The sequence below is a fragment of the Bradyrhizobium sp. CCBAU 51753 genome, from assembly GCF_015291565.1.
Classification (GTDB): Bacteria; Pseudomonadota; Alphaproteobacteria; order Rhizobiales; family Xanthobacteraceae; genus Bradyrhizobium; species Bradyrhizobium ivorense.
Genome location: NZ_CP030037.1, coordinates 8847421 through 8861981, shown reverse-complemented (window position 1 = coordinate 8861981; position 14561 = coordinate 8847421). Strand labels below are relative to the sequence as shown.

Genomic DNA, 14561 nt, shown 5'->3' with positions numbered 1-14561 from the left:
AACGTCTGCGCAGGCTGGCGATCAGGCGCCACCTCTGCTATGGGATGCACGCCCGCATGCTTCGCCGGGTTCGCGGTCCCGTAGCTCAGCCGGATAGAGCGACGGTTTCCTAAACCGTAGGTCGGAAGTTCGAGTCTTCCCGGGATCGCCAACACCTTCTGCATGCCAAGCTGGCGGGTATCCAAGCGTTGTCGGTCTATTCGGCCGCATCCAGTTCCTTGGCGATCGCCTTGAGCCGCTCGCGCAGCCAGAGATGGCCGGGGTCGGTGGTGTGGCGCGGATGCCAGAACATCGCCTCGTGGATGTCGGGCACATCAAAGGGTGATTCCACGAGCCGAATGCTGCTCGTTGGAATCAGGCGCTTGGCGGCGCGTTCGAGGACGTGAGTGACCAGTTGGGTGCCCTGAATCAGGAAGGGCGCCAGCAGAAAGCTTTCAACCGTGACGTCGATCTGGCGCTGGATGCCGAGCTGCGCCAGATACTGGTCCGCGAGGTTGAGCTGTCGATCGCGTCCGATGCCGTAGACCAGATGCGGCAGCCGCAGAAACTGCTCCTGCGTGATCTCGCCCTCCCGCACCGCCGGATTGTCGGCATCCAATGCGCAGAGCCAGCGATCGCTCATCAGCGCGGCAGAGAGAAACTCGCTGTCGCCGAACAGCTCGCTCGGCTCGATGACAAGGTCGGCCTGGTTCGCCTGAAGGATGCGGGCGGGATCCCGCGAGCGAGGCAGCAGGTGAATCGTCACGTTCGGCGCTTCGGCGGCGACCGCGCGGACCAGAGGCGCCAGCAGCACCAGACCCGCATAGTCGGACGCGCTGATGGAAAATGTCCGGACGTCCGCTCCAGGATCGAAGTGTGGCTTCTGCAGCAGCTTGGTTTCGATCCGGTCGAGCGTCTCGCGCAGCGGGACGATCAGCTCTTCAGCGTTGCGCGTCAGTGCCAGATCCCGGCCGACGCGAACCAGCAGCGGATCGTGAAACATGTCCCGCAGCCGCGCCAGCGCAGCGCTCACCGCGGACTGACTGAGGCCGATGCGTTCGCCGGCGCGGCTGACGTTGCGCTCGTTCAGCAGCGCATCGAGCACGACGAGCAGGTTCAGATCAACGTTCCGCAGGTTCAAAACAGGCTCCCGTCGATGGAGCGGATCGCAGCATTCAAATCGAACTGACTGCCGGCGGCAGCGATACATCGGCATTGAGTCGGTTGAGATTCTGCAATGCGGCAGAGCTCAATGCTAGCAAGTTCAATACCATCAACGTTCACAGGCGACAATCTAGCGGGACGCGAAGCCCCGCCAAACGGATGCCCTAGCCGCGAATGCCGACGAAAGCCGCAGCCCTCGCGATGCGGCAGAAGGCCGTATCCACGCGGCCAATAGTTCGAATCTCAAATATCGATTGGACCCTCCCTCTACCCTGCGCCTACCGTTGGATCGTCGATGCAACGGACGCGATCAGTCGCGGCACGCAAACAAGAGCGAGCAAGTCGCAAGCGTGGCGCAGGCGCGGGATGCCGGACGGCGGGAGGATATATGGCCGAGTGTGAGGCACGATATGCGCTGCCGAGCGAACGCAGCGGCGACGTCGGGCAGGCGTCGTGGGAGCTGGAAGGCGGCTCCGACGCCGATGTGTTCCGGGCGGCGATGCGGCGCATGGTCGGCGGCGTCACCGTCATCGCCACGCGTCACGAAGGCCGGCCGTGGGGAATGACCGTGAGTGCATTCACTCCGGTCTGCATGGATCCGCCGACGCTGCTGGTCTGCGTCAACAGCCGCACCGTGACGGCGTCGGACATTTTGCGCGACGGCCGCTTCGCCGTGAACCTGCTGAGCCAGGCGCAGCTCCACGTGTCCCAGCTCTGCTCCAGCGCCGGTTCGGACAAGTATGTCGACGATCACGTCGTCCCGGCCGCGTTGCTCCCTGGCCGGGTCGTGATGCCGATCCTTCGGGATTCCATCGTCAGCTTCGATTGCAAGGTCGCGGAAGCCCGCCCGGTCGGCAGCCACAACGTCGTCATCGCGACCATCGAGTCGATCCTCGCACCGACGTCGCGCCGCCCGCTGCTTTACGGCGAAGGCAAGTATCTGCGCGGCGTCGGGATCGACGACTTTGCTGCTCTCGAAGGAGCGTAACCATGACGCTGACCGGACTGCCCGGGCTTCTGTACCGAGCCTACAACGATCACGACGCTGACGCGGTCGCCAGACTGTACGCGTCCGATGCGACCCACGAGGATGTCGCGCAGGGCAAGCCCAAGCGCGGCCCCACCGAGATCGCAAACGGGCTGAGTAAATTCTTCAGCTGGTTTCCCGATGCGCATTGGGCTGCGCAGGCCCAGATCACCGATCCCTCCGGATCGGTCGCGATCACCTATCTCATGACCGCAACGCTGCGCGGGCAGATGGGACCGATCCTGCCGCGCGGTCAGCGAGTGTCACTGCAGGGCGTTCACGTCCTTCATACGGGAGAGGGCGTGATCCTCTCCAGCAGAGACTACTGGGATGCAGCCACGTTCCAGCGCCAACTCAACACCCCCAAAACTGGAGATTAGAGCATGAGGTCCGGCAAAGAGTATCTTGCGTCGCTGCGTGACGGCCGAAAGGTCTACGTCGGCGGCGAGCTGATCGAAGACATCACGACCCACCCGGCCACCAAGGGCTACGCGCACGCGATCGCCGGGTATTACGACCTTCACCTCGATCCGAAGAACCAGGATATCGCGACCTTCGTCGACACCAATGGCAAGCGGCAGTCGATGCACTGGTTCCTGCCGCGATCGAAGGAAGACGTGGTGCGGCGCCGGAAGTACTGCGACTTCCTCTGCCGGCACTTCAAGGGCGGCATCTTCACGCGGCCGCCGGCCGGCATGAACGTCGTCATGTTCACCCAGGTCGACGACCAGAAGCCGTGGGCGGAGAATTCGCGCTTCAAGAACGGCAAGCGCGATCTCTCCAAGAACATCCAGCGCCAATGGGAAGAGGTGACGTCGAAGGACCTCGCGATCTCCCCGATGTTCCTCGACGTGCAGTTCGATCGCGGACGCGACAACGCGATGGCCGAGACCCCGATGCTCAAGATCATCGAGGAGCGCGACGACGGCATTCTCGTTCGCGGCTGGAAGGCGATCGGCACGTCGGTGCCGTTCGTGAACCATCTTCTGATCGGCAATTTGTGGCGCCCCGGGCAGACGTCCGAGCAGACCGTCTACGCTTTGGTGCCGATCGCGACCAAGGGCATCTCGGTGGTCGCGCGCAAGTCGAATGCCGAGCCCGACGCCGATCCCTATGATCGTCCGCTGGCCACCATCGGCGACGAGCTCGATGCGATGGTGTATTTCGACGACGTGCTGATCCCGTGGGCTCAAGTGCAGCACATCGGCAATCCCGACCACGCCAAATGGTATCCGCAGCGGCAATTCGACTGGGTGCATCTGGAAACCCAGATTCGTCATTGCGTTCATGCCGAGCTGATGGTCGGGCTTGCGCTGCTGCTCACGCAGTCGCTGGGCACGACGGCAAATCCGGTCGTCCAGGCGCAGCTTGCGGAATTGATCCGCTTCCGCGAGACCTGCCGCGCCTTCATGATCGCCGCCGAGGAAACCGGCTTCGCCACCCCCGGCGGGCTGTACAAGCCCAACAATATCTACATCGACTTCGGCCGCGCCTACTATCTCGAGCACCAGCACAAGATGGTCAACACGCTGATCGATTTCTGCGGCCGGGGCGTGGTCATTCAGCCCTCCAAGCGCGAGCTGGAGGATCCCTACATCGGGCCCAAGCTGGCGGAAGCGCTGCGCGGCGCCGAGATCAGCGCGCATGACCGGATCAAGATCTTCCGGCAGATCAGCGAGCGCTTCCTCACCGAGTGGGGCAGCCGGCATGAGATGTTCGAGAAGTTCAACGGAACGCCGCTGTATCTCATCAACCTGCTGACGATGCAACGCACGGAGTACCAGGTCGACGGCCCGCTCACCGAACTGGCGCGCCAGGTGCTCGGCTTCGGCGACACCGCGGAATTAGGCAAGCGCGCGCAGGAGGCCGAAAAGGCCTCGCACTACGCCAGCGTCCGCTTCCAGCCCGATTACGCCAAGGCCCAGGACGTGCACGACGGCTACATTGGCCGCGACGGCGAGAAGAAGCCGGCTGCGGCTGCCGCGAACTGACATCTGCGCCCCGGGACGGTTCGCCGTCCCGGGGCGCGAGACGGAAAATCCGTCCCGCGATACTGCAATGAACCTCTCCGGGGATCCCTCCATGACTCGGTTTGATGATCGCCTGCTGACCAAGCGGGTCGTCGAGAGCTTTTCGCAGACACCGAATGCGCGGCAGAGATCGTTGCTGGTCGAGCTCGTGACCACGTTGCACGATTTCGTGCGCAGGACCGACCTGACGTTCGAGGAATGGAACTCGGCGATCGACTTTCTGACGCGCACAGGTCAGAAATGTACGCCGACACGTCAGGAGTTCATCCTGTTGTCCGATGTGCTCGGCGTGTCGATGCTGGTCGATGCGGTGAATCACCGGGAAAGGGAGGGCGCCACCGAGACCACCGTGCTTGGGCCCTTCTATGTCGGCGAGCACAAGGACGTGCCTGATGGCAGCGACATATCTGCCGGACTGAACGGCAAGCCGATGTTCGTGACTGCGCGCGTCACCGCTCCCAACGGCGTGCCAGTCGCGAACGCGATCGTCGACGTGTGGCACGCCGACGATGAGGGATTTTACGACACGCAGAGGCCGACGCACGCTACGGGCGACGGTTCGTTGCGCGCGCGCTTCAGAACCGATGCAGCCGGCCTGTTCTCGTTCCGCACCATCCTGCCATGCAGCTATCCGATCCCGACCGATGGGCCGGTTGGCGAACTGATCCGCGCCTCAAACCGCCACGCCATGCGGCCGGCTCACGTTCATTTCCTGGTCAACGCATCGGGCTTCGAGCCGCTGGTGACGCACGTGTTCATGGATGGCGATGATTATCTCGACTCGGACGTCGTGTTCGGCGTCAAGGAAGAGCTGGTGTGCCGGGCCGAGCGGCATGATGGCGCGGTGATGCCTGACGGAAGCAAGGCATCCGGCCCCTGGTACACGATGACCTACGACTTTCACGTTCGGCCTGGCACCGGCCACCTGCCGCAGCCCCTCACCGCGGGCGCCGGTTAAGCTCGAAGCTCGGCAAATCATGTCGCGAGATGCCAAGCTACATCCCCATTCACACTGTCGTCGCCCGGCTTGACCGGGCGACCCAGTACGCCGAGGCTTCTCGGCTTACCCACTGCTGTCTCTGGAATACTGGATCACCCGCTTTCGCGGGTGATGACACCGAGACTGGATGCCGCGTTGTGCGCCTTTGTCGACGCCCCGCCATGGCATGAAATCACCCGGAGTTTGGCAGGATATCACCTTGCCGGACGCGATCCGGATTCTGATGCTCCGAGCCTGGAGAGGAGACACCCCGAGCCCTGAATCTCCGCGGCGCAACGCACGCGGATCGGCACGGCGATCAGCAAATGTCTCCGAGGGAGGAATCGGATGCTGCACCTGTCGCCGGACCGCACGCGAAAAATCCTTGCCGACGCCGCGTTCAGGGAGCTCGTCTCGGGACGCGCGCGGCTGCGATGGGGTCTGTCCATCCTGACGCTGGTCATGTTCTTCGGCTTCATCGCGCTGATCTCGACCGCGAAAGCCGCGCTTGGCGCAAGTTTCGCCGGCAGCGCGATGCCGCTCGGCTTCGCGCTCGCGCTTCTCATGGTCGCGGCGATCATCGCCTTCACGGGCTTCTACGTTCAGCGCTCGAACGCGCGCTTCGACGAACTGGCGCGCAGCGTCAAGCGGGAGCTCGGCCGATGATCGCCAGATCGCTGTTGATCGCGCTTTGCGTGGCGTTTCCATTCGCGGCCATGGCGCAGGGGGCGCCCGCGGCGGGGGCCCGCGGGCCCGACTGGATCGCGATCGCGATGTTCCTCGCGATCGTGGCCGTCACGCTCGTCATCACCTGGCGCTCGGCCGGCAGCACGCGATCGAAGGCCGGCTTCTACACCGCCGGACACGCGATCACGCCGCTGCAGAACGGGCTGGCGACCGCCGGCGATTTCCTGTCGGCGGCCGCCTTCCTCGGCATCTCCGCGCTGGTTTACGCCAACGGCTTCGACGGCTTCATCTACGCGCTTGGGTTTCTCACGGGATGGCCGATCGTGCTGTTCCTGATGTCGGAGCGCATGCGCAACCTCGGCAGCTATACCTTCGCGGATGCGGCGGCGTTTCGCCTGCAGCGGACGCCGGTCCGCCTCGTTGCCGCGACCGGAAGCCTCGTCGTCGTGCTGTTCTACCTGATCGCGCAGCTGATCGGCGCCGGCAAGGTGATCCAGCTCTTGTTCGGCATCAACTACATCTTCGCCGTGCTCGGCGTCGGCGTGCTGATGATCCTTTACGTCATCGTCGGTGGCATGCAGGCCACCACCTGGGTGCAGATCACCAAGGCCGTGCTGCTGCTGTGCGGCGGAACGCTGCTCGCGCTGGCTGCGCTGTGGCATTTCGACTTCAGCCTCGGGCGGCTGCTTGCGGCCGCGAGCAGCATCCATCCCAAGGGAGCCGCCATTCTCGTCCCCGGCGGACTGTTTGCCGAGCCGGTGTCGGCGACCTCGCTCGGCCTCGCTTTGGTGTTCGGCACTGCCGGCCTGCCGCATATCCTGATGCGGTTCTTCACGGTGAGGGATGCCGCGGCCGCCCGCAAATCCGTGTTCTATGCGACGGCCTGCATCGCCTATTTCTGCTGGATCATTCCGGTGCTGGGCTTTGCCGCCGCGGCGATCCTGATGGCCGATCCCAGCTATTTCAATGTCGCGGCATCCGGGCAGTTTAACAAGATCGCCGATCTGATCGGCGGGCCGAACATGGCGTCGATCCATCTCGCCCACGCGATGGGCGGTCCGCTGCTGCTCGGATTCATCTCCGCAGTGGCATTCGCGACCATCCTGGCCGTCGTCGCCGGCCTGACGCTCGCCGGCGCCTCCGCCGTCAGTCATGACATCTACGGCCAGGTGCTGGCTGGCGGCAAGGCATCCGAAGCGCGCGAGCTGCTGGTCTCGAAGATCTCGGCGATGGCGATCGGCGTCGTTGCGGTTCTGCTGGCCTACGCCTTCGAGAACCAGAACGTGGCGTTCATGGCGGGACTTGCGTTGTCGGTGGCCGCGAGCTGCAACTTCCCGGTGCTGGCGATGGCGATGTTCTGGCGCGGCACCACGACGCGCGGCGCCGTCGCGGGCGGCCTCGCTGGCCTCGTCGCATCGGTCGTGCTGGTCGTGCTGAGCAAGACGGTCTGGGTCGCCGTCCTCGGCTTCCCGACTGCGCTGTTCCCTTACGACAATCCGGCGCTGGTCTCGATGCCGCTCGCCTTCCTGTTCGTCTGGCTGTTCTCGGTGACGGACCGCAGCGAGCGCGCGGCGCGCGAGCGCGAGGCGTTTGCGGCGCAGTTCATCCAATCCGAGATCGGAACGGTTTTGGCCAGCGAACGCCCGGCTCTCGCCGCCGCGGCCTCGTGACAATGGATGGCACGGATCGAGGAACCTGGAAGACGGCATGACCAACGCGATTCAACTCGACGAGACCCACGACCCGGCACGGCGGAGCTTTGTCGAGACGGCAAACGGCGGCGCGACCGACTTCCCGATCCAGAATCTGCCGCTCGGCATCTTCGGCACCACGGCCGATCCGCAGCCGCGGATCGGTACGGCCATCGGAGATTTCGTCTTCGACCTGAAGCGGGTGCTCGGTTCGGATGAGCGCCTCGCGGCGCCGATCCGCCAGGCGCTGCAGCAAGGCACGCTCAATGCGCTGTTCGCGCTCGGACCTGTGGCGATGCGGGAGCTGCGTCGCCGCGCCGCCGATCTGCTTGGCCAGGGCAGCGCGGCCAACGACACCAGGCGCCGCGCCTCCGAACTGCTGACGCCGCTCGCCGACGCAACGCTGCATCTGCCCACACGCGTCTCGAACTACACGGACTTCTACGCCGGCATCTATCATGCGCAGGCGGCGGGCGCGCTGCTGACGCCGGAAAATCCGCTGCCCGCGAACTACAAATGGGTGCCGATCGCCTATCACGGCCGGGCCTCGTCGGTGCAGGTCGGGCGCGGAATCGTGCGGCGGCCGCTCGGGCAGCGTCCGCCGACGGTGGCGGGCGCCGCGCCGGGCTTCGGCCCGTGCGAACGGCTGGATTTCGAGCTCGAGATGGGCTTCTACCTCGCTGCAGGCAACAGGCTCGGCAATCCCGTCCCGATCGCCGAGGCATCGCAGCAGATCGTCGGCTATTCGCTGCTGAACGACTGGTCGGCGCGCGACATCCAGCGCTGGGAGATGTTTCCGCTCGGGCCGTTCCTCAGCAAGAGCTTTGCCACCTCGGTGTCGCCGTGGGTCGTCACGTCGGATGCGCTGGCGCCGTTCCGCGTCGCGGCGCTGGCGCGCCCGGACGGCGATCCGCGTCCGCTCGATTATCTGTTCGACACGGCCGATCAATCGCACGGCGGATTGGATGTTCATCTCGAGGTCCTGCTCTCGACCGCGCAGATGCGCGCCGCAAACCAGCCCGCCGCGGCGATTCTCAGCTCCAATGCCAAATACCTGTATTGGACGCCGGCGCAGATGGTCGCGCACCACAGCATCAACGGCTGCAATCTGCAGCCGGGCGACCTGATCGGCACCGGCACCATTTCGGGGCCGAGTCCGGCGCAGCTTTCGAGCATGCTCGAGTTCACCGCGGCCGGATCGCGGCCGGCCGTGCTTCCGAACGGCGAGCGCCGCGGCTTTCTCGAGGACGGCGACGAGGTCACCTTCCGCGGCCGCTGCAGCCGGGAAGGTTTTGCGAGCATCGGGTTCGGCTCATGCGTAGGCAGGATCGGGCCCGCCGACGCCGTGATTGCCGGAAGCAACCATGCCTGACAGCGGGAGGCTGATATGGAATGCCAATCTCTGCTCATCCACGCACACCTTCAGAACGCGGCCGTCGACCCGGACGATGTCCGCTTCGGACAGCTCCTGACCTTGGCGGTCGGGCTGTCGCTGCTGTTGGTCACGCGTCTGGCGATGCTGCTGCCCGCTGCGCTGTAGGGTGACGGAAGTCCGACGGCGAGCGGTTGGTCCACTTCTTGAACGCCTTGCGGAAGCTGGTGGCGTCGGCGAAGCCGACCCGCTCGGCGACCTGGTCGATGGCCAGATGGGTGTTCTCGAGCAGCTCCGTCGCAATCGACCGCCGCATCCCGTCGACGATCGACTGGAACGACTGCCCGTCCTCCGCCAGCCTGCGGTGGAAGGTTCGTAGCGATAGCCCGAGCTGCGATGCGATCTCCGGCGCGCCGGCAAATCGGTTCGGACTGTTGAGACAGGCGGCTCTGATCCGCCTGACCAGCTCGGATTCGCCGGGCCGCTCGGTCATGACGACGTCGCAGAGCTGCTGGCAGATCTTCGCGGTGATCGGGTTGGCGTTGGGGCAGGGCAGATCGAGCACCTTGGCGTCGAAATGCCATTCCATGCGATCGGCGCCGAAGTCGATCGGGCAGTTGAACATCCGCTCATAATTGCGCCAGTGCACGGGCGCGGGAAAAGGAAAGATCATCCGCTTGCTCGGGAACGGCGACTCGAGGATGCGGCTGAACACCGCGGTCATCGAGCTGCGCCAGAATTCCGCGGCGAACGGCAGCAGGTCGCCGAGCGGGTCGAGCCCATGGCTGCGCAGGATCGCGGTCGTCCCTTGCTCGATCCGGAAGCTGATCTGCCGCACCGCCGGGCCGGCCATGGTGATGTGATCGAGCGAAAACATCAGCGCTTCGCCGAACGTCCGGCTGGAGACCAGCGCATAGCCGTAGATGCCGTAGTCGCTGATGCGCTGCCGGGCGCCGGCGAGCAGTCCGATGTCGGATCGCTTCGCCAGCCGCATCGCGTTGCGGTAGATCGCCAGCCGCTGGCGGTGCGAGATGCGGGCATGGGGATCCTCGAGCTGGGAAGCGTCGAGGCCGGTCCGTGCAAACAGCTCGCGCACCGACACGCCTTCCGCCGCCAGCTCGGCGGCCAGCGCGCCGAGGCCGAGCAGGCTCTGCGTCGGCGCATCGGGATCGCTCGAGATCGGCATCACGATCTTGATCGGCTTCATGGCACGTCCTCCACCTCCGTCTGGCACAGATTGACAGGCCGACGAGCGGCTCTTCCGGCCGCTTGGCAATTTTCGACATCATAATTGGCAGAGCTTGACGTTGTCACGCTTGTTATGACGGGCGACATTCAAATCATCAGAACAGCGGGACGCGAGCAAGGCAGCCTGCAACGAGGAGACGTCCGCCCGCCGCGTCGAGAGCGCGGCTGGCCGGCTTTTGCATCGAGCGGAGGGAACCCGATGGCGACAGTACTTCACGAGATGGACGGCAAGGTCGGCGTGGTCACGCTGGCGAAGCCGCCGCATAATTTGCTCGACGACCAGCTCATCAGGGATCTGGTCGGCGCCTACCACGCGGTGGTCGCGGCCGGTTGCCGCGCCATCCTGCTGCGCAGCGCGATGCGGCACTTCTGCGCCGGCGCGGAGATGGCCTCGTGGGGAACCGGCACCAAGCTGCACACCGACCAGGCCGGGCTCGAAGCGATCTGGCGCAGTCTCGAGGATGTGCCGGTCCCGACGGTCGCGGCCGTCAATGGCGGTGTGCTCGGCGGCGGGCTCGAGCTCGCCTTGACCTGCGACATGATCATAGCGGCGAATACCGCGTTCCTCGGCCAGGTCGAGGTCGCAGTCGGATTGCTGCCGTTGCTCGGCGGCACGCAGCGCATCGCGCAACGCGCCGGCATCGCCCGCGCCAAGGAGATCGCGATGCTCGGCCGCCGTCACACGCCCGAGGCGTTCGAACGCTGGGGCATCATCAATCTCGTCGTGCCGGAAGCGGAATTGGGCGCGTCATCGATGACCATGGCGCGGCAGCTCGCCGCCGGCCCGACCAAGGTCATCGCCGGCGTCAAGATGCAGGCGAACCTGCAGGCGCGCGGCGGCGTCGCCGCCGCCGACGCGCGACAGGTCGAGATCAACGACATGATCTGGAAGACCAAGGATCGCCAGCGCGGCGCCGATGCCTTTTTCGCCTCCGGCCCGGCAACCGCCGTCTTCGAGGGAGACTGACGATGTCGGCTGCGCCTCTTCAGGGATTGCGGGTGGTCGATTTCACCCGCGTATTGGCTGGTCCGCATTGCACCAAGGCGCTGCGCGATCTCGGCGCCGACGTCACCAAGATCGAGCCGCCGTCCGGCGACATCGGCCGCGCCGGACTGCCGTTCGTCAGCGGCATGGGTCTCTATTTCGTGCAGCAGAACGCCGGCAAGCGGAATCTCAGCATCGACCTCAACTACGCGGAGGCGCGCGAAATCGTCACCCGCCTGTGCAGGGATGCCGACGTCATCGTCGAGAACTTTCGTCCCGGCACCTTGGCGCGGTTCGGCTTCAGCTACGACGACGTCCGCGCCTTCAATCCCGGCATCATCTATGTCTCGCTCAGCGGCTACGGGCAGTCGACCTCCTGGCGCAATCGTCCGGCCTTTGCGCCGACGGTGCAGGCCGAGACCGGGCTGACCTCGATCGTGCAGGATCATTTCGGCGCGGCGCTGTCCGAGCCGCGCGGCGATTCCTGTAGCCATGCCGATGTCTATACCGGGCTGCAGGGCGTCATCGCCGTGCTCGCCGCGCTTCAGCATCGCAACCGCACCGGCGAGGGACAGCACATCGATGTGTCGATGGCCGCGACGATGCTGTCGGTCAATGAGCGCGCCGGCGCGATGATGTCGGGCATCGACACCGACGGCGAGCCGATCGCGCTGTCCGCCAATGAGTCGCACATATTTGAGATGTCCGACGGCACCCGCCTGACGATCGCCGCCAGCCCGATCTATTCGCCGATGTTCACGCGCTATTGCGCGATGATGCGGCGAAGCGATCTGCTCGCCGATCCGCGCTATGCCACCGCGAGCCTGCGCCGGCAGAACCTCGCGCCGCTGCTCGCTGACATCCGCGCCTGGATCACCACGTTCGAGAATCTCGAGCAGTTGCAGGCGCAGGTCAGCGAAGCCGGGCTCGCGGTCGGGCGCGTGCGCACCGTCAATGAGTTCGTGGAGACCGACTGGGCGAAAGAGTGGAACGCCGTGGTCGAGGTCGATGACCGCGCCGGCGGGCTGGTCCGCATGCCCGGCAATCCCTGGATCTTCAGCCGCTCCGAACTGCCGTCCCCCGGCGTGCCGGCCTATCAGGGCGAGCACAATGAAGACATCCTCGGCCAGCTCGACGTCGCGCCGGAGCGGATCAGGGATCTGCAGCAGCGCAACATCCTGCTCAGCAAGCGATAGGAGGACGTTTCCGGGGCAGCACTTCGAAGCGCCCCATCACGCGACTGTTGCTGGACGTCGTCGTCCGGGCGATGCTAACCGCCGAAACGACGATTCCATCACGAGCCGCATGCCAAAACCTCCGCCGCCGCCGACTGCTCATCGCGGTCAAACTCCGTCCCCCGCCCTGCAACGCGCCGCGCTGGCGCTGCAGATGGGGCAGTTCGCCGAGGCCGAGCGGATTGCCGGCGAACTCCTGAAGGCGAGCCGGACCGATGCCGGCGCCGCCACCATCCTGGCCCGGGCGCTGCTGGCGCAGAACCGCGGCGCGGAGGCGATCGCGCCGCTGGAGCGGATCGCGCGGCGCCTCGAGGATGCCGGTGTCGAGACCCTGCTTGGCGCGGCGCTGGGCGGGGCCGGACGCGGCCGCGAGGCGATCGAGCTGTTACGCAAGACCACCGCGCGCCGGCCGCCGTTCTTTCCCGCGTTTCAGGAACTAGCCGGTCAGCTGTCCGCGGCCGGACGCCTCGACGAGGCGATTGGTGTCATCGAGGACGCGCTTGGCCTCGCGTCCGGCGCCGTCGAGCTGCAACTATCGCTGGCGCGGCTGGTTCTTCAGCGCAACGAGCGCGGCCGGGCGCGCGACCTGCTCGAAAAGGCGCGCGCCGCCGCGCCGGGGCACCCCGAAATCCTCACCACGCTGGCGCGGGTGCTGCTGCTCGACGGCAACTATGCCGGCGCCGCCGATCTCTATCGCCAGGTGCTGGCGCTGCGGCCCGACGATGCGATGACGCGCGCCGATTTTTCCGCCTGTCTGCTCGAGATGGGCGACCGCGCCGGCGGCGAAGCCAATCTGCGCCTGGCGCTGCGCGGCCGCCCGCACATGATCGGCCGCACCACCCACGCGCTCGCCAAGTCCTCGCACGGCCGCTTCTTCTTCCGCCCCAGCGCATTCACGAAGTTTTTGAGCGAGCCGGGCTAGGCCGTAGCGCCGGCGGCTCTACCGTCGCGAGAATGTAAAACGGCGTCCCCCACCCAAAACTGTCGTCGCCCGGCCTGTGCGCAATTGCGCACATAGACCGGGCGATCCAGTACGCCGCGGCCTATCTGCTCAAGCACTGCTGTCTCTGGAATACTGGATCACCCGCCTTCGCGGGTGATGACACCGAGCCAGCTGTTCGACAGTTGAATCAAACCAACACCATCCCCGTCATCCTGAGGTGCGAGCCTCTTTTGGCGAGCCTCGAAGGATGCACGGCCCGGCTGGTGGCCGTCGATCCTTCGAGGCTCGCCGAAGAGGCTCGCACCTCAGGATGACGGAACCGCCAGCGGTGCGTGCTGAGCGTGAACAACCGCTACGTCCGGAATTGCCGGCGGTACAACCCGGGCTCGCGGCTGATCTGCTTGGTCAGATCCTGCACCCGCAGCGTCTCGTCCGGTGTCATTGCCGCGGTCTGCGCGGACCAGTTGTCGCGCTTGACCGGGATGCATTGCGCGACCGGCGTGCCCTTCGGCAGCACGCCGTTGAAGCTGGTGTCGTGCCAGCGCGCCGGGAAATGAATCCAGCTGTCGTGATAGAGGTCGCAATCGACCAGGCCGCTCAGCGTGGTGAACGGCAAATCGAAGCGATTGAGCGGATGGGTGAAGAACAGCGAGTAGCCCTCCGGCGCCTCGATGGTCCACAGATTGTGAAACTTGATCACGAAGCGGTCCGGCTCGAACAGCGGCGTGCCGGTCACCTGGCTCTCGTCATGAAAACCGATCGGCGCGCGCGGGAAGTCGAGCACGCCGGTGGGGAGGTCGTTGTCCCAGGTGATCTCGCCGTTCTCGACCCTGAGGTCGCAGATCAGCGGCAGCAGGAAGCCCGTGGTCATGGCGTCGACGAACGGCGGGCAGCGCTTGACGGTATCCTCGTCGCGCATGTTGACCGCGTTGAAGGCCTGCGTCGGCATCGCCTTGAGCCAGCCGGGAAGGCCCAGCGTCGCCGGCACCGGCGGCGGGATCTTGCCCTCGAGCTCCGCCGGGCAGCGGAAGGTGATGGTCAAGCTGTCATGAGCGTTGGACACGATTTCGAATTCTGCCTCGTTGTCGGTGTGGAGCTGTTAGTCGATCCGGGCCACGCCGCAATGTCACAAAGCCGTGGTTGGCTGGCAAGACATGTTTGGAAACAACAGGCTATCTCAAGTTCCGCGGGCAGCGTCAGCCTCGTTCCGTGCCCGTGCTC

General features: G+C 65.5%; 14 protein-coding genes and 1 tRNA gene. 12 read left to right on the top strand and 3 right to left on the bottom strand.

The window, feature by feature from the left end; translation table 11 throughout:
• Positions 1-74: 74 nt before the first annotated feature.
• A tRNA-Arg gene (locus tag XH93_RS40690) sits at positions 75-151 on the top strand.
• 45 nt (positions 152-196) lie between these two features.
• Here the strand turns inward: XH93_RS40690 and XH93_RS40685 are convergent.
• A complete protein-coding gene (locus XH93_RS40685; protein WP_210340431.1) occupies positions 197-1195 on the bottom strand; it encodes a LysR family transcriptional regulator in 999 nt (332 codons plus the stop codon).
• Positions 1196-1531: 336 nt separating this feature from the next.
• On the opposite strand from XH93_RS40685, the gene XH93_RS40680 reads away from it, so the two are divergent.
• From XH93_RS40680 to XH93_RS40645, 8 genes are all read left to right on the top strand, one after another.
• Positions 1532-2131 (top strand): flavin reductase family protein, encoded by a 600-nt coding sequence (locus tag XH93_RS40680; RefSeq protein ID WP_194471757.1) that lies wholly within the window; start codon positions 1532-1534, stop codon positions 2129-2131.
• Between the two features lie 2 nt (positions 2132-2133).
• Positions 2134-2550 (top strand): ester cyclase, encoded by a 417-nt coding sequence (locus XH93_RS40675; RefSeq protein WP_194471756.1) that lies wholly within the window; start codon positions 2134-2136, stop codon positions 2548-2550.
• Between the two features lie 3 nt (positions 2551-2553).
• A complete protein-coding gene (locus tag XH93_RS40670) occupies positions 2554-4161 on the top strand; it encodes a 4-hydroxyphenylacetate 3-hydroxylase family protein (RefSeq protein WP_194471755.1) in 1608 nt (535 codons plus the stop codon).
• A 91-nt stretch (positions 4162-4252) separates the two neighbouring features.
• On the top strand, positions 4253-5158 hold the full coding sequence (locus tag XH93_RS40665) for a dioxygenase (protein ID WP_194475528.1): 906 nt from the start codon (positions 4253-4255) through the stop codon (positions 5156-5158).
• 369 nt (positions 5159-5527) lie between these two features.
• A complete protein-coding gene (locus XH93_RS40660) occupies positions 5528-5845 on the top strand; it encodes a DUF485 domain-containing protein (protein ID WP_194471754.1) in 318 nt (105 codons plus the stop codon).
• Entirely contained in the window at positions 5842-7536 is a 1695-nt protein-coding gene (gene actP, locus XH93_RS40655; protein ID WP_194471753.1) for a cation/acetate symporter ActP, read from the top strand. The genes XH93_RS40660 and actP overlap by 4 nt, the downstream gene beginning before the upstream one ends.
• A 37-nt stretch (positions 7537-7573) precedes the next feature.
• Entirely contained in the window at positions 7574-8929 is a 1356-nt protein-coding gene (gene fahA / locus XH93_RS40650; RefSeq protein WP_194471752.1) for a fumarylacetoacetase, read from the top strand.
• A gap of 15 nt (positions 8930-8944) precedes the next feature.
• Positions 8945-9097, top strand: coding sequence for a hypothetical protein (locus XH93_RS40645; RefSeq protein ID WP_194471751.1), 153 nt, complete (start codon positions 8945-8947; stop codon positions 9095-9097).
• Here XH93_RS40645 and XH93_RS40640 read toward each other — a convergent pair.
• The gene (locus tag XH93_RS40640; protein WP_194471750.1) at positions 9060-10136 is read right to left on the bottom strand and encodes an AraC family transcriptional regulator; all 1077 of its coding nucleotides are present in this window, start codon (positions 10134-10136) and stop codon (positions 9060-9062) included. The two genes, XH93_RS40645 and XH93_RS40640, sit on opposite strands and share 38 nt — an antisense overlap.
• Positions 10137-10376: 240 nt before the next feature.
• On the opposite strand from XH93_RS40640, the gene XH93_RS40635 reads away from it, so the two are divergent.
• The 3 genes from XH93_RS40635 to XH93_RS40625 all read left to right on the top strand — a co-directional run bounded on the left by XH93_RS40635 (position 10377) and on the right by XH93_RS40625 (position 13319).
• Positions 10377-11144 (top strand): enoyl-CoA hydratase/isomerase family protein, encoded by a 768-nt coding sequence (locus tag XH93_RS40635; protein ID WP_139481802.1) that lies wholly within the window; start codon positions 10377-10379, stop codon positions 11142-11144.
• Positions 11145-11146: 2 nt separating this feature from the next.
• A complete protein-coding gene (locus XH93_RS40630; RefSeq protein WP_194471749.1) occupies positions 11147-12358 on the top strand; it encodes a CaiB/BaiF CoA-transferase family protein in 1212 nt (403 codons plus the stop codon).
• A 109-nt stretch (positions 12359-12467) separates the two neighbouring features.
• Positions 12468-13319 (top strand): tetratricopeptide repeat protein, encoded by an 852-nt coding sequence (locus XH93_RS40625; RefSeq protein ID WP_371814878.1) that lies wholly within the window; start codon positions 12468-12470, stop codon positions 13317-13319.
• Positions 13320-13692: 373 nt separating this feature from the next.
• Here the strand turns inward: XH93_RS40625 and XH93_RS40620 are convergent, their stop codons facing one another.
• On the bottom strand, positions 13693-14403 hold the full coding sequence (locus tag XH93_RS40620) for a hypothetical protein (protein WP_139858469.1): 711 nt from the start codon (positions 14401-14403) through the stop codon (positions 13693-13695).
• Positions 14404-14561 lie beyond the last annotated feature (158 nt).